The organism is Streptomyces verrucosisporus, assembly GCF_017114865.1.
Classification (GTDB): Bacteria; Actinomycetota; Actinomycetes; order Streptomycetales; family Streptomycetaceae; genus Streptomyces; species Streptomyces fenghuangensis.
The window spans coordinates 1-25,767 of sequence record NZ_JADEYH010000035.1; the positions used below are offsets into that span (position 1 = coordinate 1).

At 71.7% G+C, this 25,767-nt stretch carries 19 protein-coding genes; 8 read left to right on the forward strand and 11 right to left on the reverse strand.

All coding sequences use genetic code 11. The annotated features are described in order from the left end of the window. Positions 1-96: 96 nt before the first annotated feature. The 3 genes from IQ279_RS24780 to IQ279_RS24790 form a co-directional block, all read right to left on the reverse strand. Complete coding sequence (locus IQ279_RS24780; protein WP_307792523.1) at positions 97-1,611, reverse strand: FAD-dependent oxidoreductase; 1,515 nt, start codon at positions 1,609-1,611, stop codon at positions 97-99. A 182-nt stretch (positions 1,612-1,793) separates the two neighbouring features. Then, positions 1,794-3,140, reverse strand: coding sequence for an extracellular solute-binding protein (locus IQ279_RS24785; protein ID WP_206351541.1), 1,347 nt, complete (start codon positions 3,138-3,140; stop codon positions 1,794-1,796). Positions 3,141-3,214: 74 nt separating this feature from the next. Then, positions 3,215-5,455 (reverse strand): molybdopterin-dependent oxidoreductase, encoded by a 2,241-nt coding sequence (locus tag IQ279_RS24790; protein ID WP_241028701.1) that lies wholly within the window; start codon positions 5,453-5,455, stop codon positions 3,215-3,217. A 285-nt stretch (positions 5,456-5,740) separates the two neighbouring features. Between IQ279_RS24790 and IQ279_RS24795 the strand changes: the two genes are divergently transcribed. From IQ279_RS24795 to IQ279_RS24815, 5 genes are all read left to right on the forward strand, one after another. Continuing rightward, on the forward strand, positions 5,741-6,982 hold the full coding sequence (locus IQ279_RS24795; RefSeq protein ID WP_206351543.1) for an acyl-CoA dehydrogenase family protein: 1,242 nt from the start codon (positions 5,741-5,743) through the stop codon (positions 6,980-6,982). 177 nt (positions 6,983-7,159) lie between these two features. Then, positions 7,160-8,584 (forward strand): FAD-dependent oxidoreductase, encoded by a 1,425-nt coding sequence (locus IQ279_RS24800; protein ID WP_206351544.1) that lies wholly within the window; start codon positions 7,160-7,162, stop codon positions 8,582-8,584. A gap of 35 nt (positions 8,585-8,619) precedes the next feature. Then, complete coding sequence (locus IQ279_RS24805; RefSeq protein ID WP_206351545.1) at positions 8,620-11,250, forward strand: AMP-binding protein; 2,631 nt, start codon at positions 8,620-8,622, stop codon at positions 11,248-11,250. A 54-nt stretch (positions 11,251-11,304) separates the two neighbouring features. Next, the gene (gene cmdF / locus IQ279_RS24810; protein ID WP_307792524.1) at positions 11,305-12,930 is read left to right on the forward strand and encodes a tyrosine 2,3-aminomutase; all 1,626 of its coding nucleotides are present in this window, start codon (positions 11,305-11,307) and stop codon (positions 12,928-12,930) included. Positions 12,931-12,956: 26 nt separating this feature from the next. After that, on the forward strand, positions 12,957-14,294 hold the full coding sequence (locus IQ279_RS24815) for a condensation domain-containing protein (RefSeq protein ID WP_206351547.1): 1,338 nt from the start codon (positions 12,957-12,959) through the stop codon (positions 14,292-14,294). Between the two features lie 94 nt (positions 14,295-14,388). Here IQ279_RS24815 and IQ279_RS24820 read toward each other — a convergent pair whose 3' ends face one another. After that, on the reverse strand, positions 14,389-15,981 hold the full coding sequence (locus IQ279_RS24820) for a 4-hydroxyphenylacetate 3-hydroxylase family protein (protein WP_206351548.1): 1,593 nt from the start codon (positions 15,979-15,981) through the stop codon (positions 14,389-14,391). Between the two features lie 248 nt (positions 15,982-16,229). Here IQ279_RS24820 and IQ279_RS24825 point away from each other — a divergent pair, with 248 nt between their 5' ends. Beyond that, complete coding sequence (locus tag IQ279_RS24825) at positions 16,230-17,414, forward strand: acyl-CoA dehydrogenase family protein (protein WP_307792528.1); 1,185 nt, start codon at positions 16,230-16,232, stop codon at positions 17,412-17,414. A 52-nt stretch (positions 17,415-17,466) separates the two neighbouring features. Next, positions 17,467-17,901, forward strand: a complete 435-nt coding sequence (locus IQ279_RS24830) for an SgcJ/EcaC family oxidoreductase (RefSeq protein ID WP_206351550.1) — start codon at positions 17,467-17,469, stop codon at positions 17,899-17,901. 78 nt (positions 17,902-17,979) lie between these two features. Here the strand turns inward: IQ279_RS24830 and IQ279_RS24835 are convergent, their stop codons facing one another. The 7 genes from IQ279_RS24835 to IQ279_RS24865 form a co-directional block, all read right to left on the reverse strand. Further along, entirely contained in the window at positions 17,980-19,230 is a 1,251-nt protein-coding gene (locus IQ279_RS24835; protein ID WP_206351551.1) for a cytochrome P450 family protein, read from the reverse strand. A gap of 102 nt (positions 19,231-19,332) precedes the next feature. Continuing rightward, positions 19,333-20,205 (reverse strand): phytanoyl-CoA dioxygenase family protein, encoded by an 873-nt coding sequence (locus IQ279_RS24840; RefSeq protein WP_206351552.1) that lies wholly within the window; start codon positions 20,203-20,205, stop codon positions 19,333-19,335. A gap of 52 nt (positions 20,206-20,257) precedes the next feature. After that, on the reverse strand, positions 20,258-20,512 hold the full coding sequence (locus tag IQ279_RS24845) for an acyl carrier protein (RefSeq protein WP_206351553.1): 255 nt from the start codon (positions 20,510-20,512) through the stop codon (positions 20,258-20,260). A gap of 50 nt (positions 20,513-20,562) precedes the next feature. Beyond that, positions 20,563-21,162 (reverse strand): prephenate dehydrogenase/arogenate dehydrogenase family protein, encoded by a 600-nt coding sequence (locus tag IQ279_RS24850; protein WP_206351554.1) that lies wholly within the window; start codon positions 21,160-21,162, stop codon positions 20,563-20,565. Between the two features lie 69 nt (positions 21,163-21,231). Further along, entirely contained in the window at positions 21,232-22,038 is an 807-nt protein-coding gene (locus IQ279_RS24855; RefSeq protein WP_206351555.1) for a TIGR03084 family metal-binding protein, read from the reverse strand. A 108-nt stretch (positions 22,039-22,146) separates the two neighbouring features. Beyond that, the gene (locus IQ279_RS24860) at positions 22,147-23,808 is read right to left on the reverse strand and encodes an FAD-dependent oxidoreductase (RefSeq protein WP_206351556.1); all 1,662 of its coding nucleotides are present in this window, start codon (positions 23,806-23,808) and stop codon (positions 22,147-22,149) included. Then, positions 23,805-24,350, reverse strand: coding sequence for a DUF5987 family protein (locus IQ279_RS24865; RefSeq protein ID WP_206351557.1), 546 nt, complete (start codon positions 24,348-24,350; stop codon positions 23,805-23,807). Before IQ279_RS24865 ends, IQ279_RS24860 begins: the two co-directional genes overlap by 4 nt. A 366-nt stretch (positions 24,351-24,716) precedes the next feature. Between IQ279_RS24865 and IQ279_RS24870 the strand changes: the two genes are divergently transcribed. Further along, positions 24,717-25,730 carry a ParB/RepB/Spo0J family partition protein gene (locus tag IQ279_RS24870; RefSeq protein WP_307792525.1) on the forward strand — a complete coding sequence of 338 codons (1,014 nt, stop codon included), beginning with the start codon at positions 24,717-24,719 and terminating at the stop codon, positions 25,728-25,730. Positions 25,731-25,767: the final 37 nt, after the last annotated feature.

The window sequence follows — 25,767 nt, forward strand, 5'->3', positions numbered from 1 at the left end:
CCGGTGGCGGCGGACCGCTCGGAGGCGGCGCACGGCCTCCTCGCCCCGGCAGGTCCGCGCCGCCCGGCCCGCGGCCTGCCGCGCCGCCCGGCCCGGTCAGCCGGGAAGCCGGACGGACAGCGCGTGGCGGAACACGTCCCGCGGGTCGTAGCGCTTCTTGACCTGCTGGAGGCGCGGATAGTTGTCCTTGTAGTAGAGCGTGTGCCACGGAACGCCGGAGGTGTTCAGCTCCGGGTCGGCCAGGTCGGTGTCGGCGTAGTTGATGTACGAGCCGTCGTTGTCGTCGTTCGGTACCGGGACACCGCCGGTGTCGGCGTACACGTCGCGGTACATGGCGCGCAGCAGTCCGATGTTGGTCTCGTCCTCCGACGCGTCCGCCCACACCGACATGTAGGCCGCCTTCAGGACCGAGTCGCGCTGTGCGGTCGCAGTGGAGTGCGGGTCGACGGTGTTCACCCTGCCGCCGTACCCGATGAGGATCAGCTGCGCCGGGTTGCGCTCCCCGGTGGTCAGGTGCCGGTGCAGGGCGGCTATCTGACGGCCCGAGTAGCCCTTGCGCAGATACGCCGCCTTGATCTTGATGCGGCGGGTGAACGGGTCCCCCGGGTCACCCCAGCCGGGGTAGGCGGAGCAGTACAGCCAGGGGTTGACCTTCCGGTCGCTGAACACCGGAGCCGTGTCGACACCGGCGGCGACCTCCTCGAAGAACGTCGTCATCAGCTTCTCGGCGCCGGGGACGCCGTCGTCGATGTGCGCTCCCACGGTCAGCCCGAAGCCCGAGCGGTGCGTGACGTGGAGGAAGCCCGCCAGCGGGGCGTAGGGGGAGTCGGCGCCGCTGTTGCGTTCGAACCAGGCGCCGAAGTTGCGCTGGATGGTGGTGAAGGACTCCTCGGTCAGCGTCTCCCAGGACCACACGACCGAGCCGCTGCGCCACCGGCTCGGGGCCCTGGGCAGCAGTTCGGCCGGATTGCGCGAGTCGGCGCCCGGGGCCCGCATCCAGTAGCGGGTCACCACGCCGAAGGTGCCGCCGCCCCCGCCGGTGTGCGCCCACCACAGGTCGCGGTGCGGGTCGTCCTCCTCGCGGGTGGCGACCACCGCCCTGGCGACGCCGTCCTCCCCGACGACCACGACCTCCACCGCGTACAGGTAGTCGACCACCGCGCCCAGGCTGCGCGAGAGGGGACCGTAGCCGCCGCCCACGATGTGGCCGCCGGCGCCCACCTCGGGGCACTCCCCTGCCGGGATGGTCACCCCCCACCCCTTGAAGAGGACCCGGTAGACGTGGCCGAGGGTGGCTCCCGCCTCGATGGCGAAGGCACGCCGTCCGGCGTCGTAGCGCACATCCGTCATCTCGGACATGTCCAGCAGGACCTCGACTCCGTCGGCGGCCAGGCCCTCGAAGCCGTGCCCGCCGCTGCGGACGGAGACCCGCTTCCCGGCCGCGACGGCCTCGGTCACCGCCGCCGCCACCTCCTCGGTCGTGGTGACCACACGGACGTAGTCGGGCCGGCCGGGGAAACGGTGGTTGGTCCCGAGAACCATGCTCGGGTACCGCGGGTCGTCGGCGGTGATCGTGGAAGCCCCAAGGGCCGGGATGTCCGTCTCGGTCACGTCGTTCCTCCATCGGGGGCGGGCGGTACGGCGGGCACGCCGTGCTCTGTCCGGCGCCGTGCCCTGTCCGGTACTGAAACCGCCACCAGGGTGGAGGAGTCCGCCCGCGGATGTCTTCTTCCGCCGTGCTGTTCGCCCGCCCCGGTGCGCCGGGACCGGAGCGTTCCCGAACCCGGCCCGCCTCAGACGCGCACCGCGAGGCAGTCGGGCGTCTCGGGTCCCGCGCCCAGCGCGTAGGCGTTGTAGTCGTCCAGCAGCGCCTGGGCCTGGGCCTGGGCGCGGGCGAACCGCTCCCGGGGGTCGGCGCCCCGGGCCAGGACGTCCTCCATGGCCTCCATCATCACGATCTGGATGGCGTGGAACCCGCCGAGCACCGCTCCGTGCGCCTCCGGCGGACCGGTGCGCAGGCCGAGCTGCTCGCCGGTCGCCCGGTGATGCGGGTGCAGGTCGAACCAGCCCTCCTCCTCCAGCAGGGCGACCGCCCCGCGGGTGGCGGGAGCCGAGCCGCTGGCCTTGTGCCACTGGGCGGCGGCACGCGGGCTGTTGAGGTACTGCATGAAGGCCAGCGCGCCGTCGCGGGTGGCCTCGTCGAGACCGTCGGCCAGCCACAGCGAGTCCCCGCCGATCCAGTTGCCGGCGCAGGGCAGGGCGCCGTTGCGGGGCAGGACGCCGACCTCGATGTCGAAACCGGCCTCGGCGGCGGCCCGCACCATGTAGTTGGCGTCGAAGGACGAACTGAACCGCAGGGCCACCTCCTGGTCGGCGAAGGCCTTGAAGGTGCCCGCCCAGTCCTCCGGAACGCCCGTGTGGAGATAGTGGCCGTCCCGGTGCAGGTCCCGCCACCAGGTGACGTAGTCCAGGAGCGCGGCGGAGGTCAGGTCGATCCTCGTGGCCCTGCCGTGCCGCCCGTTGCCGCAGTCGGTGAGCATCGCTCCCTGCTGGGCCAGCGCGTGCTGCACGAACTTGCCGTCCACCGGCCAGGCGATGGCTCTGCGCGGGCCGTTCGCGAGCCGGGCGACGGCCTCGCACGCGGCCGTGGTCTCCTGCCAGGTCCGCGGTACCGACGCGACCCCCGCCGCGCGCAGGATGGTCGTGTTGGCGTACAGCAGCATCGTCGACAAGGTCAGCGGCATCGTCGCGAACTCGCCGTCGACGGTGTGGTACTCGCGCACGCCCGGCAGGAAGTCGCCGAGCACGACGGGCTCGCCCAGGATCTCCGTACGGCCGGCGACGGCCTTCTCCACGGAGGTGAACAGCGGCCTGCCGTCACGGGTGCGGACATCCCGGGCCAGCTGGGACGCCCCGGCGTAGTAGGTGGCGACCGCCGGAGCGGCGCCCCGGGCCGCCGCCGCGGCTACCGCACGCGGAAGCTCCTCGTAGGAGAACCCGCGGATGTCGACCCGGTAGCCCGGGTGCGCCTTCTCGAACTCCCTGGCGCGTTCGCGGATCGGCTCCAGGAAGCCGGGGAACGGGAACTCGGAGAGCCAGACATCGATGACGGCCTCTCCGTCCCGGATGCCGGGTCGCATGGGTCCTCCAGTGGTGAGAACGGAGTGTGGCGGCGGGGTCGGCGGCGTGCGCCGCGGGCGGGGCGGCCCGGCCCTCAGGTGACGGAGGGGAACGCGGTCCGCCGCGGGGCGGCGGCATCCGGCCGCGGCCCCGCGCCACCGGGGCCGGCAGCAGGGGTCACCGTGACCGGGGCACCGTTGAAGACCGCGTTGCCCGAGACCGGATCGACGACGGAGTCGTCGGTCAGGGCGTTGGCGTTCACCCCCGGGTGACGGGCGGCGGTGCGCTGCGGCGAGCCGGCGTGTCCCCAGCCGTGGGGCAGGCTGACCACGCCCGGCATGATGCGGTCGTTCGGTTCGACGGGGACGACGAGGTCGCCCGTGGCCGAGGTGACGCGTGCGTGGGAGCCCAGGCCCAGCCGGGCCACGTCGTCCGGATGGATGTGGAGTGTGCACCGGTTGCTGCCGCCGACGAGCGCGGGGACGTTGTGCAGCCAGCTGTTGTTGGAGCGCAGCTGGCGGCGCCCGATCAGGAGCATCGGCGGCACAGGGGCGGCCATCCGCTCGCGCAGGCGGGCGACCTCCCCCTCCAGCTCGGGCGGGGCCAGCCGGACCAGGCCGGACTCGGTGCCGAGCACCTCCGCCAGACGCGGCTCCAGCGGCCCCAGGTCGATGCCGCTGGGGTGCTCGCGCAGCCGGGCGAGCGACAGCCCGTACGGGCCCAGTCGCAGCATCGCGTCGAGCATGAGTTCCGGACCGCTGTCGCCGTCGAGCAGGGCACGCGCCTGGGCGACCTCCATCCCCTCGAAGGGAGAGCCGGGAGCCCGCACCCCGGCCTCGAGCAGCTCGCCGACGATCGCCTCGTCCAGCTCGCGGGGGTCGGCGTCGGCGCCCCGGCCGGAGGCGATCAGGGCGAGACGGGCCATGATCTCCGCCTCGGAGAGCTGTCCCGGTTCCAGCGGCAGGGCCGGCGGGGAGAACCGGGTGTAGTTGCGCACGGTGACCGTCAGCAGCAGCAGATCGTAGTGGGGCATCTGCATCATGCGCGGCGGAGGCAGGATGACGTCGGCCCAGCGGGTCGTCTCGTTCAGATAAGGATCGACACAGACCATGAAGTCCAGGCCTCGCAGGGAGCGGGCCAGCCGCGGGCCGTTGGGCGCCGACAGGGCGAGGTTGCCGGCCACCGAGACCAGCGCCCTGACCTGCCCCTCGCCCGGGGTCTCGATCTCGTCGGCGAGGGTCGCCACGGGCAGCTCCCCGAGCGACTCGGGAAGCTGCCGGACGCGGCTGCGCCAGCGGCCGGAGGTGAAGGGCCGCGGTCCCCAGGGCACCTCCACGGTGGCGGGCCGGGTGAACATGACGCCACCGGGGCGGTCGAGGTTGCCGGTCAGCACGTTGAGCACGTCGACGAGGTACTGGGTCAGGGTGCCGAAGTCGGCGGTGCAGGTGCCCACCCGGCTGTAGACGGCCGCGGTGGGCGCGGCAGCCAGCTCACGGGCCATCCGGACGATCGTTTCGGCCGGCACCCCGCACGCCTCGGCCACCGCCTCCGGGCCGAACGGCACGGCGTGCTCCCGCAGCCGTTCCAGACCCTCGGTTCCCACGCGCGGCGTGACGAGGTCCTCGGCCAGCAGCGTGTGCACGATCGCGAACAGCAGCAGGGCGTCGGTGCCGGGCCGTACGAAGACGTGCTCGTCGGCGAGGTCGGCCGTACGGGTGCGCCGCGGGTCGACGACCACGATCCTGCCGCCGCGCCCGCGCAGCGCCCTGAGCCGTCCGGGGAAGTCCGGGGCCGCGCACAGCGAGCCGTGCGACTCGGCCGGGTTGGCACCGATCACCAGCAGGTGATCGGTGCGGTCCAGGTCCGGCACGGGAATGGCCATCGCGTTGCCGAACATCAGCCCGCAGGCCACCTGCTTGGGCATCTGGTCGATGGTGCCGGCGCTGTAGAGGTTGGTGGTGCCCAGAGCCTGGGAGAGCGGGCCCCGGTAGAAGATGCCGGCCATGGTGTGGAAGGTGGGGTTGCCGAAGTAGGCGGCGACGGCCTGGCGTCCGTGCCGGTCGATAACGTCGGTCAGGCCCTTCTCCACCGCCCGGAATGCCTCGTCCCAGCCCACCTCGCGCCACTGGTCGCCGGTGCGGATCATCGGCGTCCGCAGCCGGTCGGGATCCTCGTCGATCCGGCCCAGGCTCGCTCCCTTGGGGCAGACGTAGCCCCTGGAGAAGGGATCCTCGGCATCGCCCCGGACGGTGCGGACCCGGCCGTCGTCGCCGAGTTCGATCCGCAGGCCGCAGACGGCGTCGCAGATGGGGCAGGTGCGGTGCGCGGTTCTCAACGGAACTCCAGGAGCGTGGGAGGGCGGAATCCGTGCGGCCGGCCCGGCCCGGCCCGGCCCGGCCGCACGACGGTCCCACGGCACGCCTTCCGGCGGCATCTTCCCGCGTGCTGTGCCTGCCGCCGCGCTCCGGGAGCCGGCTGCCTTCGCAATCGAGGAGATGCCCACGTGGGACGCGGGTGCCACGCTGCGGACGATGGCCGTGGGCCAGGGCCGCGGCGCGGCGGAGCACGGACGGCGTGTCCCCGCGGCGTGGTGTCATCCGAGGCAAAGGAATCCCCGCCGATGAAGCTCACCGCGAACGCTTCCGAAACGACCCTCTCCCCGCCCCCCGAACCCGGCCTGAAGCCGGACGAGGTCGTGGCCCGGGCCGAGGCCGTCGCACGCGACCTGGTGGACCGTCAGGCCGAGACGGAGCGGCGCGGCTTCTACGCCGAGGACACGCACGAGCTGTTCCGCCGGTCGGGTTTCTACCGCATCCTGGTCCCCCGGCGGTACGGGGGCTACGAGTTCGGTGTGGGGACCTTCATGCGCGTGGTCGTCGAGCTCTCCAGGGGATGCCCGTCGACGGGCTGGATGTACTGCCTGGGCGCGGCCCACGCACACGCGGTGGCCACACTGTTCGGCGAACGGGCGCAGGCGGAGATCTTCGCGGGCGGGGACTTCGTCTGCCCGGCCACGGTCGCGCCGAGCGGCGCCGGCGAGCGCGCCCCCGACGGCCGGTGGGCGATCAGCGGCACCTGGCGCTACTGCTCCGGCTCGCCCTACGCCACCCACTTCATGGGCCACACCCTCGTCGACGACGGGGACGGAGAAAGACGGCCGCTGCTGTTCGTGGCACCGCGCAGCGAGTTCACCCGGCTCGACGACTGGGGCGAGCAGCTGGGCCTGCGGGGCAGCGGCTCGCACGGCATCCGGATCGAGGACGGCCGCGTCCCGGACCACTTCACCCTCGACACCCACCTCAGCCAGGTGAACGTCACGGGCGGCACGCCGGGGCGGTCCCTGCACGACAACCCGATGTACGGCGGCGGCCCCCTGAGTTTCATGATCCTGGAGGACGCGGCGCTGGCGGTGGGCATGGCCAAGGGAGCCCTGGACGCCTACGAGGAGCTGATGCGGTCGCGCCGAACGCTGTTCCCGCCCGTGGTCCCCCGCACCCAGGACCCTGACTTCCAGTACTGGTACGGCGAGGCCGCCGGGCTCGTCCACGCGGCGGAGGCGGGCCTGCTGGGGGCCGTCCGGCAGTGGGAGGAGGTCTCCTCCAGGGGACCGGAGCACGTCACGCCCGAACGCGAACTGCGGATCGCCTCGGTCTGCCGCGAGGTGGTGCGGATGAGCTGGCGCGCGGTCGAGGGCTACCTCTTCCCCACAGCCGGCTCCAGCGCGGTGCGCAACGGCGAGCGCATGGAGCGCGTCTGGCGCGACATGTCCATGCAGCAGAGCCACGCGGGCATCGCCGTGTTCCTGTTCACCGCGGCGAACCGGGAACTGTCGCGCGCGCGCTTCGGCGTCCGCGCCCCCTGAGAGCCACCGCGCGACCTCCCCGCCCCGGCCCGGGCCGCACACCGAGGACCGGGCAGCACTCCAGGAGATGCGCCGTACCGCACACCGGCGCGACGATCGGCGCACCTGGAACCGGTCACCGGTTCCCGTCCCAGTCCCAGATTCCCATCCCATACCGGGAGATCCGAGGAGGTACCCGTGTCGGGTGACAAGACCGGTACTCGGGCGGTGGTACTCGGCGGAAGCATCGCCGGCCTGTTCGCCGCGAGGGTGCTCGCCGACGCCTACGACGCCGTGCTCGTCGTGGACCGTGATGTGCTGACCGGGGTGGAGGGGCCGCGGAAGCACTGCCCCCAGGGCCGGCACATCAACGGTCTGCTGGCCCGGGGGCAGCTGGCCATGGAGGAGCTGTACCCCGGCATCACTCAGGAGATCTTCGACGACGGCGTCCCCACCGGCGACCTGGCCGGCCATGTGCGCTGGTACTTCAACGGCAGGCGGCTCAAGCAACAGGTCGCCGGACTGACCTGCGTGGCCGCCAGCCGTCCGATGCTGGAGAAGCACATACGCCGCCGCACCGCGGCCCTGCCGAACATCGCCTTCCGCGAGCAGCACGACATCCTGGGACTGGTCACCACCGCGGACCGCGGCCGGGTCACCGGGGTGCGCGTCCAGCCGCTCGCGGAGGGCGGGTCCGAGGAGATCCTGGAGGCGGACCTGGTGGTCGACGCCACGGGCCGCGGCTCGCGCACCCCCGTCTGGTTGGAGGAGCTCGGCTACCAGCGCGTCCCCGAGGAGCGCAAGAAGATCGGGCTCGGCTACGTCACCCAGCACTACAGGCTGCTGGAGGACCCCTACGACGGCGACCTGTCCATCAACCCGGTGGCCTTCCCCGGGGTGCCCCGGGGCGCCATCTTCACCAAGACCGACGGCGACCGGGTGGAACTGACCACCTACGGGCTGCTCGGGGACCACCCCCCGACCGACCAGGAGGGCCTGTACGCCTGGGTGAGGTCGCTGGCCGTCCCCGACATCCACGACGCGCTGCAGAAAGCCGTCCCCCTGGACGAGCCGGTCGCCTTCCGCTTCCCGACCACCCTCCGGCGCCGCTACGAGGAGCTGGACCGGTTCCCCCTGGGCCTGCTGGTCACCGGGGACGCGGTCACCACCTTCAACCCGGTCTACGCCCAGGGGATGACGGTCGCCGCACTCGGCGCCCTCACCATCCGCGACCACCTGCACACCGGTGCGGCGCCGATCCCGGCGCAGTACTTCCGCGACCTGGCCCGGGAGGTGATCGACCCCGCCTGGGAGATGACCAACACTGTCGACCTCACTTTCCCCGGCGTACAGGGCGAGCGGACCGCGCAGGTGAAGGCGGCCCAGACCTTCCTGAAGCTGGTGCAGAAGGCGGCGACCCGTGACGGCGCGGTCACCGCCGCCTACATGCGCGGCGCCGGTCTGGTGGACACACCCGACGCCATGAAGCGCCCGGCCTTCCTCGCGCGCGTGCTGTGGAACGTGGTGATGGGCGCGATCGAGGACAGGTTCCGCCCCGGCCCGGGTGCCGCGTCCCGGACCTCCGCCGACTCCCGCGGAGAAAACCTGGTGTCGGCGGGCTGACCCGCGCTGCCGGGGACGAGACGAAGGGAGCGGACATGACGGAGACGGCCCACCTGTACCGGGCGTACGCGGTGACCGGCGGCCTCGACGAGCGGGCGCTGCACACCGCCTGGCGCGGGACCACGGCCCGGTACGCGGGGCCGGGCCGTGGTCCCTTCGGTTTCACGGACCTCGGCGAGATCCCCGACCCCGGGCCGTGGAGGGCCGCCGCACGTCTGCGGGCCGATCCGGACCTCCTGCCCCCCGCGGCGGCACCCGGACCGGCCGCCCGGCTCGTCGTCGCGCGAACGGCCGACGACACGCACCTGGTGATGGTCTGGGTGAATCAGGACTTCGCGGACCGGCACTCCCCGGCCGACCTGATCAGCGATCTGGGTACGGCCTGCCAGGCCGCATCCGGCGGCCGCGCGGGGGACTTCTGCGGAGCGGATTTCGACTGGTCGGCCGGCTTGTCCTCTCCCCTGACCACGCTGTGTTCGCGGGAGGGCACGACGCCCTTGAACGTCCTGCTGGCCGCCTACTGCTGTCTGCTGAACAGACATACCGGCGGGGAACGGCCGGTCATAGGGGTACTGGAGCCGGACGGCGGCCATCGGACGGTCCTCGCCGATCTGACCGGGCAGCCGTCGTTCCGTGAGCTGGTCGCCCGTATGGCCGGGTCCCGGCGGGCGGCCGGTTCGCCCGCGAACCGGCCGGCGCGGTACGACGCGCTGTTCCGCGCGGAGAACCCCGCCGAGCCCCTGCTCGGCCTCCCCGGTGCCCGGGTGCACCGGCTGCGGTCCGACGACGGCGTGCCCGACACGGACCTCGCGCTCACGGTGAGGTGCTCCCCTTCCCATGTATCGGGCCGCCTGGAGTACCGCACGGTCCCCCTCGACACGGCGGCGGCCTCCGGTCTGCTCGGCCAGCTCCGTACGCTGCTGCGCGCCGCGCTGGACGCCCCGGGCACGCCTGCGGACACGCTGCCGCTGGAGACGTCCGGGCAACTGCGCGCCGCGGCCCGTGAGGCGGACCGGATCGCGGCCGGTGTGTGGAGCGGACGACCGGTCCACACACAGGTGCGCGCGATCGCCCGCTCGCGTCCGGACTCCCTCGCGCTGGACGACGGCGGGGAGGGCGTCACCTACCGGGAACTGTGGGAGGAGGCGGGGGCCGTCGAGCGCGCGCTGCGTGCGCTTGACACCGAAGAGGGCTCGCCCGTCGCGCTGCGGCTGCCGAACGGCCCTCACAGGGCCGCCGCGCTGCTCGGCGTGTTCGGGGCCGGCGCCCACGCGGTGTGCCTGGGAACGGGCCTGTCGGGGGAACGGGGCAGAGCCGTCCTCTCGGAGCTGCGGCCGCGCTGCCTGCTGGTGGAGTCGCGGACTGAGGACTCCCCGCTGGTCTCCTGGTTCGGTGAGGAGACAGGTGGCCACGTCATCGACGTCATCGGTCTGAACGCCCCGCGGGAGGCTCCTGCGAGCCCCGGGCTCCCCGTCCGGGCGGCCCCCGCGGAGGGCGAGGTTCCCCCGCCCGCGCCGGAGGGGGCCGGCCGGGCCGGGCGCTGGGCCTACATCGCCTACACCTCGGGCTCCACCGGGCTGCCGAAGGGCATTCCGCAGAGCCACCGCACCCTCGCCCAGTTCGTCGAGTGGTTCACCACGGAGTTCGGAATCGGCCCCGGCTCCCGTGTGGCGCAGTGGTCCGCCCCCGGTTATGACGCCGGCCTCGTGGAGCTGTTCGCCGCCCTGACCACTGGAGCGACTCTGTGTCCGGTCCCGGACAGGTACCGGGCGAACCCCGAGAAACTGGCCGGCTGGCTCCGCACGGAGCGGATCACACACCTCCAGACCGTCCCCAGCTTCGCCCGGCGACTGCTCGCGGCGATCCGTGAGGCGGCCCCGCTGCGGCCCGTCTCGCTGAGTCATCTGCTGCTGGCGGGCGAGGCGTTCCCCGGTGAGCTGGCCGATGGCCTGCGCGAGGCCCTCCCCGGCGTCCGGCTGGTCAACCTCTACGGAGCCACCGAGACGATCCTGGCGACCTGGCACGAGGTGGACGGACCGGTCCGCGGCACCGTGCCGATCGGCCGGCCCATACCCGGACGACAGGTGCTCGTGCTCGACGAGCACGGCAGGCCCTGCCCGGCCGGAGTCACGGGCCGCGTCGTCGTGTGCGGCCCGCACGTGACCCCCGGCTACGTGGGAGCGGCCCCGGGCGACGCCTTTCGCCCCCTGGCCGGAGCGCCGGGTACGGGCATCGCCGGCGGCCCCTGCCATCGCACCGGGGATCTCGGCCGCAGGCGGTGGGACGGACTGCTGGAGTACGCGGGACGCGGCGACAGCAGGGTCAAGATCCTCGGCACCCGCCTGGAACTCACCGATGTCGAGGCGAGGCTCGTCGCCGACGAGTCGGTGGCCGACTGCGCCGTCGTCGCGCGTACCGGGGAGGACGGGCTGGTGAGGAACCTGACCGCCTACGTGGTGCCGCGCCGCCCGGCGGAGGGCGACTCGGCGCTGCCCGTCCGGGCCTGGAGGTCGGGCCTGCGCCGGTGGTTCGGGCAGGCGCTCCCCCCGGTGTCGTTCGTGGCGGTGGAGGAGCTGCCCCGCGGCCCCGGGGGGAAGGTCGACCGGCATGCGCTGGCGGCCGGCGCCGGCCCCGCACCGGGTGCCCGGGCCGCGAAGGCGACATGACCGATTCGGCCACCGAACGATACCTGACCGCGAACTGACGATGGGATGAATGCCGTGACCATTCTGGAGACCAACGTCCCGACCGACTCCGACGGCCTGAGCGTCGGAGTCGACGGCGAGACCTTGGACATTCCGGCCGTGCGCCGGGTGGCGGAGGGCCGGGCCCCGGTGTCCGTGTCCCCGCAGTCGCTGACCAGGGCGGCGAGGAGCCGTGAACAGTTCGAGAAGATCGTCCGCGACGGCGCTCCCGTCTACGGCGTCACGACCGGTTACGGCGAGATGATCTACATGCTGGTCGACCAGTCCAAGGAAGTGGAGCTCCAGACCAACCTGGTGCGCAGCCACAGCGCCGGAGTCGGCCCGCTGTTCGCCCAGGACGAGGCGCGCGCCATCGTCACCGCCCGGCTGAACGCACTCTCCAAGGGCTACTCGGCGGTCCGCCCCGAACTGCTCGAACGTCTGGCCCTCTACCTCAACCTCGGCATCACACCGGCCATCCCGGAGATCGGGTCGCTCGGCGCCAGCGGCGATCTCGCCCCCCTCTCCCACATCGCGAGCACGCTGATCGGCGAGGGCTACCTCCTGCGCGACGGCAAGCGGGTCCCGACGGGTCCGGTGCTGCGCGAGAAGGGGATCGAGCCGCTGCAGCTGCGCTTCAAGGAGGGGCTCGCGCTCATCAACGGCACCTCGGCGATGACGGGACTCGGCTCCCTGGTCGTCGGCCGCGCCCTCGAGCAGGTGCGCCAGGCCGAGATCGTCACCGCGCTGGTCCTGGAGGCGCTGAGCGGCTCGCTGAGCCCCTTCCAGGCCGAGGGCCACGACATCGCCCGCCCGCACCGGGGACAGGTCGACACCGCCGCCAACATGCGCGCCCTGCTGCGCGGCAGCGGCCTGGTCCTGCGGCACGCCGACCTGCGTCGGCAGGCGGAGGAGCAGCGCACCGGCGACAGCGTCTCGCGCACCGAGGTGTACCTGCAGAAGGCGTACACGCTGCGTGCCATCCCGCAGGTGGTGGGGGCCGTGCGCGACACCCTCTACCACGCGGCGGAGAAACTGGAGACCGAGCTGAACTCCTCCAACGACAACCCGCTGTTCTTCGAGGGCAAGGAGGTGTTCCACGGCGCCAACTTCCACGGCCAGCCGATCGCCTTCGCCATGGACTTCGTCACCGTGGCCCTCACTCAGCTGGGCGTCTTCTCCGAGCGCCGCACCAACCGCCTGCTCAACCGGCACCTCAGCGAGGGCCTCCCGGAGTTCCTCGTCGCCGGCGACCCCGGGCTCAACAGCGGATTCGCCGGCGCCCAGTACCCGGCGACCGCCCTGGTCGCCGAGAACCGCACCATCGGTCCCGCAAGCACCCAGAGCGTCCCGTCCAACGGGGACAACCAGGACGTGGTCAGCATGGGCCTGATCGCGGCCCGCAACGCGCGCCGTGTGCTGTCGAACAACAACCACATCCTGGCGGTGGAGTTCCTCGCCGCCGCCCAGGCGATCGACCTGTCCGGCCGCTACGACCGGCTCGGCCCGGCCGGCAGGGCCGCGTACGACAAGATCCGCTCCCTGGTGCCCACGCTCGACCGCGACCGCTACATGTCGGACGACATCGAGCTGGTGGCCGCCGCCCTCGCGCGCGGGGAGTTCCTCGAAGCCGCCGGCCGGGCCGGCACCGTGCTGGCCTGACCCCCGACGAGATTTGGGACGGACCCATGCGTATTCCGCTCTCCTTCAACCAAGAGTTCCTGTGCCTGTTCGACCAAGGGGACCGGGAGGGCCCCTTCGGACCGCTGTACAACATCGTCGGCGGCTGGCGACTGGCCGGGAAGGTGGACCGGGCCGCCCTGCAGGACGCGCTGGACGATGTCGTGGCGCGCCACGAGGCCCTGCGCACGATCGTCGTGCGCGACCCGGAGGACCGGCGCCAGGAGGTCCTTCCGCCCTCTCCCGTCTCCCTGACGGTCCGGGAGATGCCCGAGCCGGACCGTGCCGCGCGCGACCGCCGCGCGGAGGAGCTGCTGATCGAACTGGAGGGCGGGCACTACGGTGTGGACCGGCTGCCGCTGCTGCACGCGGTGCTGGGCCGGTTCGACGAGGACGACGCCGTGCTGGTCCTCATCGCCCACCACACCGCGGTCGATGAGGTCTCCTTGCAGGTGATCATCCGCGATCTGGGCATCCTGTACGCCAAGCGGTGCGGTCACGACCTCGCCGAGCTGCCGGAGGCCGTGCAGTTCCGGGAGTTCGCCGCCTGGGAGCGGGAGCGCTACGCCCCCACGGCCGAGGTCGGGGCGCGGTCCTACTGGCGCGAGCGGCTGGCCGGGGCGAGGATCACCGGTGTCCCCACCGACCACCCGAAGTCCGCGGGCCTGGAGAAGACGACCGCGGTGCACCGCTTCCTGGTGGGGTCCGAGCAGACCGCGGCGGCCCGCGAGCTCGCCCGGCAGACGCGCGGCTCCGCTTTCATGGTGCTGCTCGCCGCGTACAAGGTCTTCCTCAACGGCCTGGTCGGCGCCACCGACGTCGTCGTGCCGACGATGGCCTCCGGCCGCGGCCCCGCCAGGTTCCAGGACACCGTCGGGGCCTTCTTCAACTTCGTCCCGCTGCGCACGGACCTCGCCGGCGCGGCCACCTTCCGCGAGGTGGTGGAGCGCACCCGCGCGACGTGCCTGAAGGCGTACGGGAACCCCCTTCCGTTCAGCCAGGTCGCCGCCGAGGCGCCGGAGCTGGCCGCCTCCTTCGGCGCGGACGACCTGGGCGTCGTCGCGTTCCAGGTGTTCCAGTTCCCCGCACGGGAGGGCATGGAGGCGGGCGACGTGAGGATCTCCGAGATACGCCGCCGCCTGCTCTCCCAGCCCGTGAGCACCGATGTCCCGGACGGTGTGCTGTTCCAGTTGGACATCGACCCCGCATCCGGCGAGATGCTCGGCCACCTGGGGTACAACACCAACCTGTTCCGCGAGCAGAGCATGCGGGAGTTCGCCGCCGGATTCGTCCGGGTCCTGGACCGGACCGTGATGACCCCCGACGCGCCTCTGTCCCCGGCCTGACCGTCCGGCCCGTGTGCCGGGTCCGCCCGTGTCCCCCTCCCTTGGGAGGGGGACACGGGCGGACCCGGCACACGGGCCGGCGCCCCGCCGGGCCTCAGATGTCCGACAGGGCGGCCCGGGTCGAGGCGCGCAGTTCGTCGAACGAGGAGAGGTCGGGCACGGTCCAGCCGTCCAGGTCGTACTCGGACAGGCACTGGTCGGCGAACGCCTTGTAGGCATCCACCTGCCCCGAGAGCGCCTGGGAGGACAGCAGCTCCGTGCGGGTGCTCTCGTGGTTGCCGGCGTAGTTGCGCTCGTACAGTTCGTGCCGGCCGCCGAACTCGGTGCCGACCGCGTCCCAGAGCAGCTTCATCACCTTCACCCGGTCAACCGCGTCCGTCCCTCCCGAACCGCGCAGGAACTTGTCGAGGTACGGACGCACGTCCGGGTTCCTGAAGTCCTCCGCGGCGGAGTTGACGTATATCAGGCCGCTGGCGACGTCCTGCTGCACGATCTCCTTGACACGTGGATAGCCGATCTGCATGAACCACCGGTAGGCCATGCTGTACTGGGGATTGGGCAGCAGCGCGCCGTTCCTCCACTCGACGGGGTTGCGCGCGGCGGCGTCCGACAGCCCCCAGAACAGGTTCCGCCAGGCCAGCACTTCGCCGATCCGGGTCTGCACGCCCCGGAAGTCCCTGGTCCCGGTGATCTCCAGCGCCTTGATCAGGAGCCCGGCGATGAATTCGAGCTTCACCGCGAGGCGGGTGCAGCCGTGGAAGGTGAAGCGCTCCACGAAACCGGAGCGTCCTGGGAACATCTGCACCTTGCCCAGGTGGCCGTACACGAAGACGTTCTCCCAGGGTATGAGGACCTTGTCCAGGACGAGGACGGTGTCGTTCTCGTCCAGCCGGGACGACAGCGGGTAGTCGAAGGGACTGCCCATGGCGGCGGCCGTGGCGGTGTAGGAGGGGCGGCAGATCAGCTTCATGCCCGGTGCGTCCATGGGCACGGTGGCCACCAGCGCGAACTCGCGCTTCTTGACCGGCAGGCCGAAGTGGGCGATGAAGTTGTAGTGGGCCAGCGCGGAACCGGTGGCCACCACCTTGGCGCCGCTGACCACCAGCCCGGCGTCGGTCTCCTTCTCCACGTGGACGAAGACGTCCTCCACCTCGTCCGGGGCCCGGTCCCGGTCGACGGGCGGGTGGACGATGGCATGGTTCCAGAAGAGGACCTTCTCCTGCGATTCCCGGTACCAGCGACGGGCGTTGTCCTGGTACGGGGCGTAGTAGTCGGCGTTGGCGCCGAGGGTCCCCAGGAAGGAAGCCTTGTAGTCGGGACTGCGCCCCATCCACCCGTAGCTCAGGCGCGCCCACTCGGCGATGGCCCGCTGGTCGGCCACCAGGTCGTCGACGCTGCGCGGGGTGGTGAAGAAGCTGTGGGTGTACCCGTCGCCGGTGTCCGTCGGTTTGGTGAGGACGCCGCGCCGCTCGGGGTCGTGCAGTGCGTCGTACAGCCGCGCCGTCATGCGGATGGGATTGCGGAAGGCCGGATGGGAGGTGACGTCCTTGACCCGCTCGCCGTATATGTATATCTCCCGGCCGTCGCGCAGGCTCTCCACGTATTCGTCACCCGTGAGTGGGCGGGTCCTGTGCAGCTCCCGGGTGGGGCCGGCAGTGCCGGCAGGGACTTCCTGACGCTCGGTCATCAGTTATCTTCCCTTTCCCTCTTCCACGAGGAAAGCTCGGCGACGTACTGCAGGTCACCATGGTCGCAGGCGGGCCCGGGAAGCGGCTTCTCCCAGGGTGCGGCGTCGGAATCGGGGAAATGGTCTGCCGGATCGTTGCGCAATCCAGGAGATGCGTGCGCAACCTCAGAATGCCAACGTTCTCCGTGAATACTACGGACGGCCGTTTCCCGGCCTCCGGAACGGGACGTCTTTTCCAGGAGGATATGGTGCTGACGACCGATGTTCCCACCAGGGAACAACTTGTTCGTCGAGCGTCCGAACTGGTGCCGGTTCTGCGGAGGAACGCGGCATGGTCGGAGGAGAACCGGCGAATTCACGACGACTCGATCGAGGCCCTGGCCGATGCCGGGATCTTCCGTATGCGGGCGCCGGCCCGTTTCGGAGGTTACGAGAGCGACGCCCGCACCCTGGTCGACGTCGCCGCCGAACTGGGTCGCGCCGATGGTTCCGCGGGCTGGACCGCCTCGGTGTACTGGATCCCCACCTGGATGGCCGGGCTCTTCCCGGACCACGTCCAGGACGAGGTGTTCTCCACCCCCGACGTCCGTGTCTGCGGCACCCTGAGCCCGAGCGCGATGGCCGCCCCCGCCGACGGCGGCATCGTGGTCAACGGAAAGTGGGGCTTCATCAGTGGCGCGCCGCACGCCCACTGGCAGGTCGTCGTCGCCGTCCGGACCGCGCCGGACAGTGAGCCCATGCCGGTCATGGCCCTGGTCCCGCTCTCGGACCTCACGGTCGTGGACGACTGGCACACCTCGGGCCTCAAGGGCACGGGCAGCGTCACCACCGTCGCCGAGAACGTCTTCGTCCCCGCCGACCGTGTCCTGCCGCTCGGCGTCGTCGTGCAGGGACAGGGCGGGGTGTCGGGCGCGAACGCCGGGTCGGCCATGTACCGCGCTCCGCTGCTGCCGGTCGCCTCCGCCTCCTCGGTCGGCGCGGTGCTCGGCATGGCGCGCGCCGCCTTCGAGGCGTTCCTGGAGCGACTGCCCCAGCGCAAGATCACGTATACGGACTACGGGAGCCAGGCCGAGGCGCCTTTGACCCACCACCAGGTCGCCGAGGCGGCCATGAAGATCGATCAGGCGGAGTTCCACGCCCACCGCCTGGCCGGGCTCCTGGACGCCAGGAACGAGCAGGCCGGGGAGTGGACCGTCGACGAGCGGGTGCGCGCGCGTGCCGACATGGGCATGGTCTGCCGCCTGGCGAAGGAGGCCGTGGACATCCTCGCCTCGGCCAGCGGAGGTTCCTCGGTCTACAGCGATGTGGCGATCCAGCGCATCGCCCGGGACGTCCAGGCCGTCAACCTGCACGCGTTGATGCACCCGAACACCAACGCCGAGCTGTACGGGCGCGTCCTGTGCGGCCTGGCGCCCAACACGCTCTACGTCTGACCCGGCCGGGAGAGCCCGTGAGACCGGATGACACCCAACAGGAAGGAACGACATGATCGTCGAATCGCCGGCCCCGGCCGACGCAGCCGTCTCCGAGGCCGACAAGGAGGCCGTCGCCGCCCTCCCGGGCCGTATCGTCGCCGCCTGGGCGGCGCACGACGCGACCGCCTTCGCGCAGGTCTTCACGCAGGAGGGCACGATGGTCCTCCCCGGCGTCTACCGGGACGGACGCGAGCAGATCGAGGCCTTCATGACCGCGGCGTTCCAGGGGCCGTACAAGGGCACCCGGGTCGTCGGCACACCTCTGACGCTCAAGTTCTTCCGCCCCGACGCGGCCATCGTCGTCACCCAGGGCGGGATCCTGGGGCCGGGTGAGACCACCGTCTCCGACGTGCGTGCGGTGCGCGCCACCTGGGTGGCCGCCAAGCAGGAGGACGGCCGCTGGTACCTCGCCGCCTACCAGAACAGCCCGCGCGACAGCGCCTGATCCTTCCCCGGTGCGGCGAAGCGGCGCCCCCGGTCCCGTCATCGGGACCGGGGGCGCCGCTTCGCCGCATGTCGGCGGTCAGCCGACCGCGGCCGGCACACCGGCGGCCAGACGCACCGGCAGGGCGCGGTGGCCGTTCATGATGAAGGTCGGCAGCGGCTGGAGCTCCTGCGCCGGTACTGCGAGGGAGAGGTCCGGAAAGCGCTCGAACAGGGAGGACAGGCCCACCGTCGCCACCAGGCGGGCGATGCCGGCGCCCATGCAGTAGTGGGGGCCGTGGCCGAAGGACAGGTGCTCCTTGTCCCGCCGGGTGAGGTCGAAGCGGTCGGCGGTCTCCCCGTGCAGCCGCGGGTCGCGCCCGACGGCGCTGTAGTTGACCAGGATCGGGTCGCCCCTGGGGATCGTCACCCCCTCCAGTTCGATGTCCTCGACCGCGTAACGCAGCGGAAGGTGGGCGAGGGGCGACTCCACGCGGAGCGTCTCGTCGATCACGTCGTCCCACGAGGCCCGCCCGGAACGGACCAGCTCCAGCTGCCCGGGGTGGGTGAGCAGCGCGGTGATGGCGTTGTCGAAGAAGTTGATGGTCGTCTCGGACCCGGCGCCGAGGATCGCGAAGATGGTGTCGCACAGCTCCGCCTCGGACAGCCGTGAGCCGTCCTCGTCGCGTGCGGCGATCAGGTCGCTGGTGATGTCCTCGCCCGGGTGCGCCCGCTTCTCGGCCACCAGCTGCTCCATGGCCCCGCGCCAGTTGAGCAGCACGGCCTGGGCCTGCTCGGGGGTGACGGTGGTGTCCACCATCATGTCGATGACCTCGGCCGTCGCCACGCGTGCCTGTTCGGACATGCCGATCAGCTCGGCGACGAGCATGGCGGGCAGGGGGTAGGCGAAGCGTTCCCTGAGGTCCACCACCTCGCCCGGCTCCGCGGTCTCCAGGGAGGCCAGCAGGCCCTCGGTGAGCCGCTGGACGAGCGGCCGGTAGGTCTCGGTGCGGCGCGGGGTGAACGCCTTGCCGACGATCCGGCGCAGCCGGACGTGGTCCTTGCCGTACGCGGTGACCATGTTGTCCATGGCGACCCAGCTGATCATCTCCCAGTCGGGGCGTATCCGCCCCTCGATGAAGTCCGGCCAGTGGTTGCGGGCGCTCTTGGTGACTCTGGGGTCGCTCAGCACCTTGCGCACGGTGGCGTAGTCGTTGATCGACCACGCGAGGACCCCTCCGGGGAGCTCCACCCGGACGGCGGCCCCGCGGGCCCGCAGGGCGGTGGCTTCGGCGTGGATGTCCCGCCCGGTGGTGTCGAGTGTGTGGGCGACGGGGCAGCGCTGCGGCATGGGTTCTCTCCTGGGGTGGTGTGGCTGGGATCGCTCGGCGGGGCGCGGGCGTCCGCCGGCGCGCGGGAACGGCCCGGCCGGGCGCCGGGCCGCGGCGGGGCTCTACCGGTGGCTGCCGGGAGCGGCCCGGCCGGGTGCCGGGCCGGCGCCCTCCAGGACGGTGTAGGGGTCCTCCATCTCGTACCAGCCCAGGCCCGGCGGGCAGCGGTCGTAGCCGAGCAGCCGCCGCACCTCCTCTGGATAGGCGAGTACGGCCCTCCTGGGCACCGCGAGGTACTGGTTCTCCTCCTGGCGGAGGTTGCCCAGGTCCAGGGCGATGGTCAGCCCCGTGCGCGGGGTGTCGGTGGTGTTGCCGCCGCCGCCGTGGTAGACCCCGCCGAGCCAGATGAGGGCCGAACCGGCCTCCATCTCGGTGGGGACGGCCTCCTCGGCACGCGGGGCCCGCTCGTCGTCCCAGTGGTGGCTGCCCGGGATGACCATGGTGCCGCCGTTGTCCGCGGTGAAGTCGCTCATGGCCAGCATCAGCTGCACCCGGCTGGTCGGGCCGGGGTGGCGGCGCAGGTGCAGCGCGTCGTCCCGGTGCAGAGGCTGCCTGCCCTGCCCCTTGTGGATCTGGATGACCTGGGTACCGCTGATCTGGACGGTAGGCACCAGTTCGGTACGGGACCGGCCGATCCAGACGTGGACCGGTTTCTGCATGATCCGGCGCGCGGCGCCGAGGTACAGGGGGTGCGTCACCACCGGGGTGAGCCTGTCGGTGCGGGCGAAGACCGAGGAGACCCGCCGGGTACGCGTGCCGTTGTACCAGTCACCGCTGTAGTCGCAGGAGTCCAGGTGGGGACCCAGATCCTCCCACAGCCCTTTGAGGGTGCCGGCGTCGGCGAGGTTCTCGACGACCACCGCCCCGTCCCGCTCGAGGACGCCCACGACCTCGTCGAGGCCCGCCCCGGGCCCGAACCGCTGCAACCCCTTCATCGCACTTCACCTTTCTCCGCTCCGCCGTCGGATTCGTACCGGTGGCCGCGTCTCAGCCGTTGCGGGGGCCACCGGCCGTGACGATGCGGTTGAGGGCTTCCAGGTCCGGGTCCTCCTCGAAGATGTCGCCGACCTCGATCTGCACGCCGAGCTCGTCCTCGATGCGCGACACCATGCGGGTGGCGGATATGGACTCGCCGCCCGCCTCGAAGAACGTGGTGTCCTTCAGGTCGCCGGGGAGCACCCCGAGGGTCTCCGTCCAGATCCTCTCCAGCTTCTCCGTCACCGTCGTCGCATCCGCGCTCATGTGCGGTCCTCCCTCTGCGGTCGAGCCCCACCGGGCATGTGGTGGCAGCTTCACACCCGGTCTTGGACAGGGCATCTCCTGGATTGCGGGCTCGCCGGGAGGGCGGTGGTCCCTCCGGGCCGGGCCGCGGGCTCCAGGGGGACCGCCCCGCAGAGCGTGACGAGTGCGCGCACGGTGTCCACGGCCTCGGACGGGACAGTGGGCCAGGGGGCCAGGATCCAGGGCCGGCCGGCGAGCGCGCCGGGTCCCGCGGCGTCCTCCGCCCGTCCCCCCGGGCCGCCGGCCAGGAGGCGGCCGGGGACGTACCCGTTCAGGTCGCACCCGCGCAGCAGTGCCTCCTCACGGACCGGCATCCCGGCTCCGGGGCCGTCGGCCACGTCGGTGTAGGCGCCGCCCAGGCCGAGGAGCTGAGCCGTGTACAGCACCTCGGCTGCCGCGGACGGCAAGGTGGCGACGACGACGACGTCGGTGGGCGGGGCGTCTCGTGTGAGCGGGGTTCCGGCACCTGCGCGGACGGCCCGCCGCACCGCCCCGGCGTCGGGGTCCGCGACGAGGGTGCGGACCCCGACGCCGGCCAGGGCGAGGGCCACGGAGGTGCCGACGGGGCCGCAGCCGATCACCGTGGCGCTGCGGACGCGCGCGCTGGGCATGGCCTCTCCTGCGGGGCTTACGGCGGACGGGGGCGGGCGATGGTCCCGGACACGTCCTGGCAGGGCCGGTCAGTTGCGGTACCGGTCCGCGAACTGCCCGGGGGCACGACCCTCGCCGGCGGGGCCGCGGTAGGCCTGGGCGATGTCCAGCCAGCGGTCGGCCTCTTCACCGGTGGCGGTCAGGGTGAGGTCGTCGCGGTGGCGGCGGCGGGTCACCAGGAGGCAGAAGTCGTGGACGGGGCCGGTGATCCTCTGGCCGGCGTCCTCCGGGCCGAAGAGGAGCGGTTCGCCCGAGGGAGAGGTGAGTTCGAAGCGGAAGGGCTCCTGCGGTGGGGTCAGGCCGCGGGCCAGGTACCCGAAGTCGCGGGTCAGGACGGCGAACCGGGCCAGATGGCGGAGTCGCTCGGTGGGCTCGCGGCGCACGCCGAGGGCGTCGGCGATGTCCTGGCCGTGGCCGAAGAGCTCCATGATCCCGGCGGAGGCCAGGACAGCCGGCGGCAGCGGGTTGACCAGCCAGGGCACCACCGCGTCCTCCGGCACGGCGGCCAGCGCCTCGACGGAGGCGTCGCCCTCGCCGCGGAAGCGGGCGAGCAGCTCGGCCGGCGGGAGGCCGTTGAACTGCTGGAGGGCGGCGTTGACGGCCCCGTCGAAGTTCTGCGCGGCCTGGGCCGCGATGCCCTTGAAGGTGTCCGGGTCGGCGGCCGCCGTCCTGGCCAGCCGGAAGATGAACGTCAGGTGGGCGACCTGGTCGGCGATGTTCCAGCCGGGCGCGGGGGTGGGCTTGTTCCAGTCGGTGTCGTCGAGACCCCGCAGGAGCGCATCGACCTCGTCGATATCGGTGGCCAGGGCCTTCAGCACGTCGTTCAGGGTGTCCATGGTCTGTCGTCTCCCTCAGTCGGTAGTCGATTTCATCGGGCGACTCACCTGAGCCGCCTAGTCCTTTGATGCAACTTACTGATCGTGTGCGAGTGCGCCGGTGAGAGATCAGGCACGGGCGAGCACGGGCAGCAGGGGCAGGGGGCTCTCGCGGCCGCTTCGCCGGCCGTTGGGGGTCGGGGCGCCGTAGGAGACGGCTATGCCCCTGCGCTGGGCGGCCGCCACGATGCCGGGGACAGCGCGCTCGGCGACCGCCGCGATGGTCATCGCGGGGTTGACGGTGAGCGCGCCGGGAACGGCGGAGCCGTCGGTGACGAAGATGCCGGGGTGGCCCCGCAGTTCGTTGGTGTCGTCGAGGGCGGAGGTGTGCTGGTCGTCCCCCATGCGGCAGGACGCCAGCGGGTGCACGGTGTAGGCGCCGACCAGGTCGTTGGTCCACGGCATCACCTTGGCCAGGCCGTCCTTCTCCAGGATCTCCTTCACGTCGGCGTCGGACTGCCGCCAGCCGCGCCAGGTGTTGTCCGTCGGCCGGTACGTCAGGCTGCCGCGGCCGAGCATCTGCTGGGAGATGCGGTGCGCGTTGCCGGTCGCGGGCGGCGGACCGAAGACGCCCTCGTTGTCGTCCTCGGTCATGGAGAAGATGGTGAGCCAGGACTTCCAGTTCTTCAGGATCTCCTTCTTCTCCCTGCCGAACCAGGCGGGACCGGTGGCGCCCGGCGCCTGGGCGAGGATCGTCCCCAGACCCGGCGGGAAGTACAGTTGTTCCAGGGAGTAGCGGGAGTACTCCGGCAGCGAGCCGTCGAGCCTGTCCCAGCTGGCCACGGTCGGACCCCTGCCGATCGCGTTGGCGCCGTAGGGCGGTTCCCCTTCGCCCCGGGACAGTCCCAGCAGCTCGGCGACTTTGTCCTCGTTGAGGATCGCGGTGTTGAGGCGCTCGCCGTTGCCGGAGAAATAGCGTCCCACCGCGTGCGGCATCCTGCCCAGGTGCGCCTCGCTGCGCTGGAGGATGACGGGAGTCGCGGCGGCGCCGGCGGCCATCACCACGATCTTCGCCTCGATCACTCCGGATCCGTTCCGCAGGCGGTAGTCCTCGTCGTGGACGATGTCGTAGTGGATCCGGTAGCCGCCCTCGGCCGTCCGCTCCAGGTACTGCACCTCGTGCAGGGGGCGGATCTCGGCTCCGTGGGCGATGGCGGCCGGCAGGTAGTTCGAGGTGAGGGACTGCTTCGCCTCGAAACGGCACCCGGCCATCATGAAGTTGCAGTTGACGCACCTGGAGTTGTCGATCGCGGCGGCCAGCGGGTTGGCGGTGCGGCCGGCGCGGTGGCAGGCGGCAGCCCACAACCCCCCCGCGTAGGAGGCGTCCTCCCAGCCCTGCCTGCTGACCGAAAGGGACTCCTCGACCCGGTCGTACCACGGATCGAGGGTGTCGCGGCTGATGGTCTTGGGCCACATACGGCGGCCGATGCTGCCCTTGCGCTCGAAGACGAAACGTGGGGCCCGGGGCATGGCCGCGAAGTACACGACACTGCCGCCGCCGACGCAGTTGCCGCCCAGCACGCTCATCCCGTCGCCGACGACGAAGTCGAAGATGCGCGTGTAGGAGGAACCGAGCTTGTAGTCGTGCTCGAACTCCTGGCTCTCCAGCCAGGGACCGCGCTCCAGCACGGTCACCTTGGCGCCGCCCGCGGCCAGGTGGTAGGCGGCGATCGCGCCGCCGAACCCGCTGCCGATCACCAGGACGTCGGTGCGCTCGGTCGTCTCGCTCATGCTGGGCTCCCTGAGGGCGTGGTGGTGGGGTGCGTTCGGGCGAGTTCGCGGCCGTAGCCGAAGTTGCGGAAGCGCCACAGGCCGTCCGCGTCGGGCCTGGTGATGCCCATGGCCTCCAGTCCCGGGTGGCCGTCCCGCAGCGCGTCGGCTGTGTGCAGGTGCGCGGCCGAGTCGAAGGCCATGTTGCAGAAGAGCGACAGGAGCACCCAGAACTCCTTCTCCGGGTGGCCGGGACGGGTCAGCCGTGCGACCACCTCCGTGCGGTGGTCGAAGTCCAGTGCCACGAAGGCGGGCACCTCCGGGTCGAGTTCCAGCCCGGTCTCCTCGGCGTAGGCCTCGGCGTGCCCGTTGACACGCTGCGCCAGGTCGTCCAGACCGTCGCTGATGCCGGTGGCGTCCCAGCGCAGCAGCTCCAGGGCGCCGGCCGCCACCGCTCCACCGCCCGTGGCGGCGCCGACCACGGCCCGGTCTCCGGGCCACCGCTTCTCTCCCGGGACGATCGTGTCCGCGTAGGCCTCGAGGGTGAGCGACACGTCGTCCACCGTGTCTGCCGTCGGCGCGTTTGATCCATCTCGCTGCAACTCGACCTCCGTCAGGTGAGTGGGAACTGGTGGCTGGTGTGAGAAAGACGCTAGAGCTGCTTAGTCCTTTCAAGCAACTATCTGAGCCCGTTCAGGAGAACATCGAGTTTCGTGAAGCAACTAGCCGGAGTCGAGGCGTCGTTCCGCCGCCGCGTCGAAAAAAACAGGTCGACCGCTATGCTTTCTTGGAACGCGTTTGCTGTTCGCGGTCGTGGTTTACCGGCGAAGCGTTCCGACATGCCGAAAGGGAAATTCGCTCTCACCACGGGGGGAAAGTTGGAAAACGCCGACAGAACCCTTGCCCTGTCATACGACTCCACGCACAGAGTGCGGATCGAGGAGCTGCTGCCGGCTGACTCACCGCGCCTGAACGGCGTCGACGACGCCCATGTACACCGACTTGCCGAAATATACGCGAGTCTGCCGCCCGTCCTCGTCCATCGCGCGACGATGCGGGTGGTGGACGGAATGCACCGGATAGCAGCGGCGTCCCTCAAGGGGCTTGAATTCGTCGAGGTCCGGTATTTCGACGGAGCCGAGGAGGACGCCTTCCTGCGGGCAGTCACGGCCAACGTCTCCCACGGGCTGCCGCTGTCGGTCGCGGACCGCAAGGCGGCCGCCCTCCGAGTCTTCGGCACCCACCCGGACCTGTCGGACCGGGCCGTCGCCGCCTGCGTCGGCCTGGATGCCAAGACCGTGGCCACCGCGCGCCGGCGTTCAGTCGGGGATTCTCCTCGGTCGAACAACCGTGTCGGCTCCGACGGAAGGTCCTATCCCCTGGACCGCACGGCCGAGCGGATGCACGCCGCGCGGCTGATGGCCACCCACCCGGACCTGCCGCTTCGGGCCATCGTCAAGGAGACGGGGCTCTCCCTCGGCACCGCGCACGACGTGCGGCAGCGGCTGCTGCGGGGGGAGTCCCCCGTCCCCGTCGGCCGCAGACAGCCTCGCGGTACGGCCTCGCCGGAACCGGCCGCCGGCGAGGCCGGCTCCCCCGGGACGGCCACCACCGCTGAGCGCGCGGTGCGCGCTCAGCGCGAGCAGGCCGCCGCGCCCGGCGGCGACCTCCCGGTCCTGGCCGGCCGGGCCCGCCTCTCGGTGGAGACGCTGCACAAACTCGCCCGCGATCCGTCGCTCCGCCACACCGAGTCCGGCCGTCATCTGCTGCGCTGGCTCCACACGCACTTCGTTGTGGATGACTCCTGGCGGCAGCACGCGGACTCCGTTCCGCCTCACTGCTCCGCCACCGTCGCGGAACTGGCACTCCAGTGCTCCGGGAGCTGGAAGAGATTCGCCGACGAACTGTCCAGACGGCTTACCGGAAGATCCTCCGCACCATAACCGCATGCACCTTCGAAGAACTGAGAAGACGCCTCAC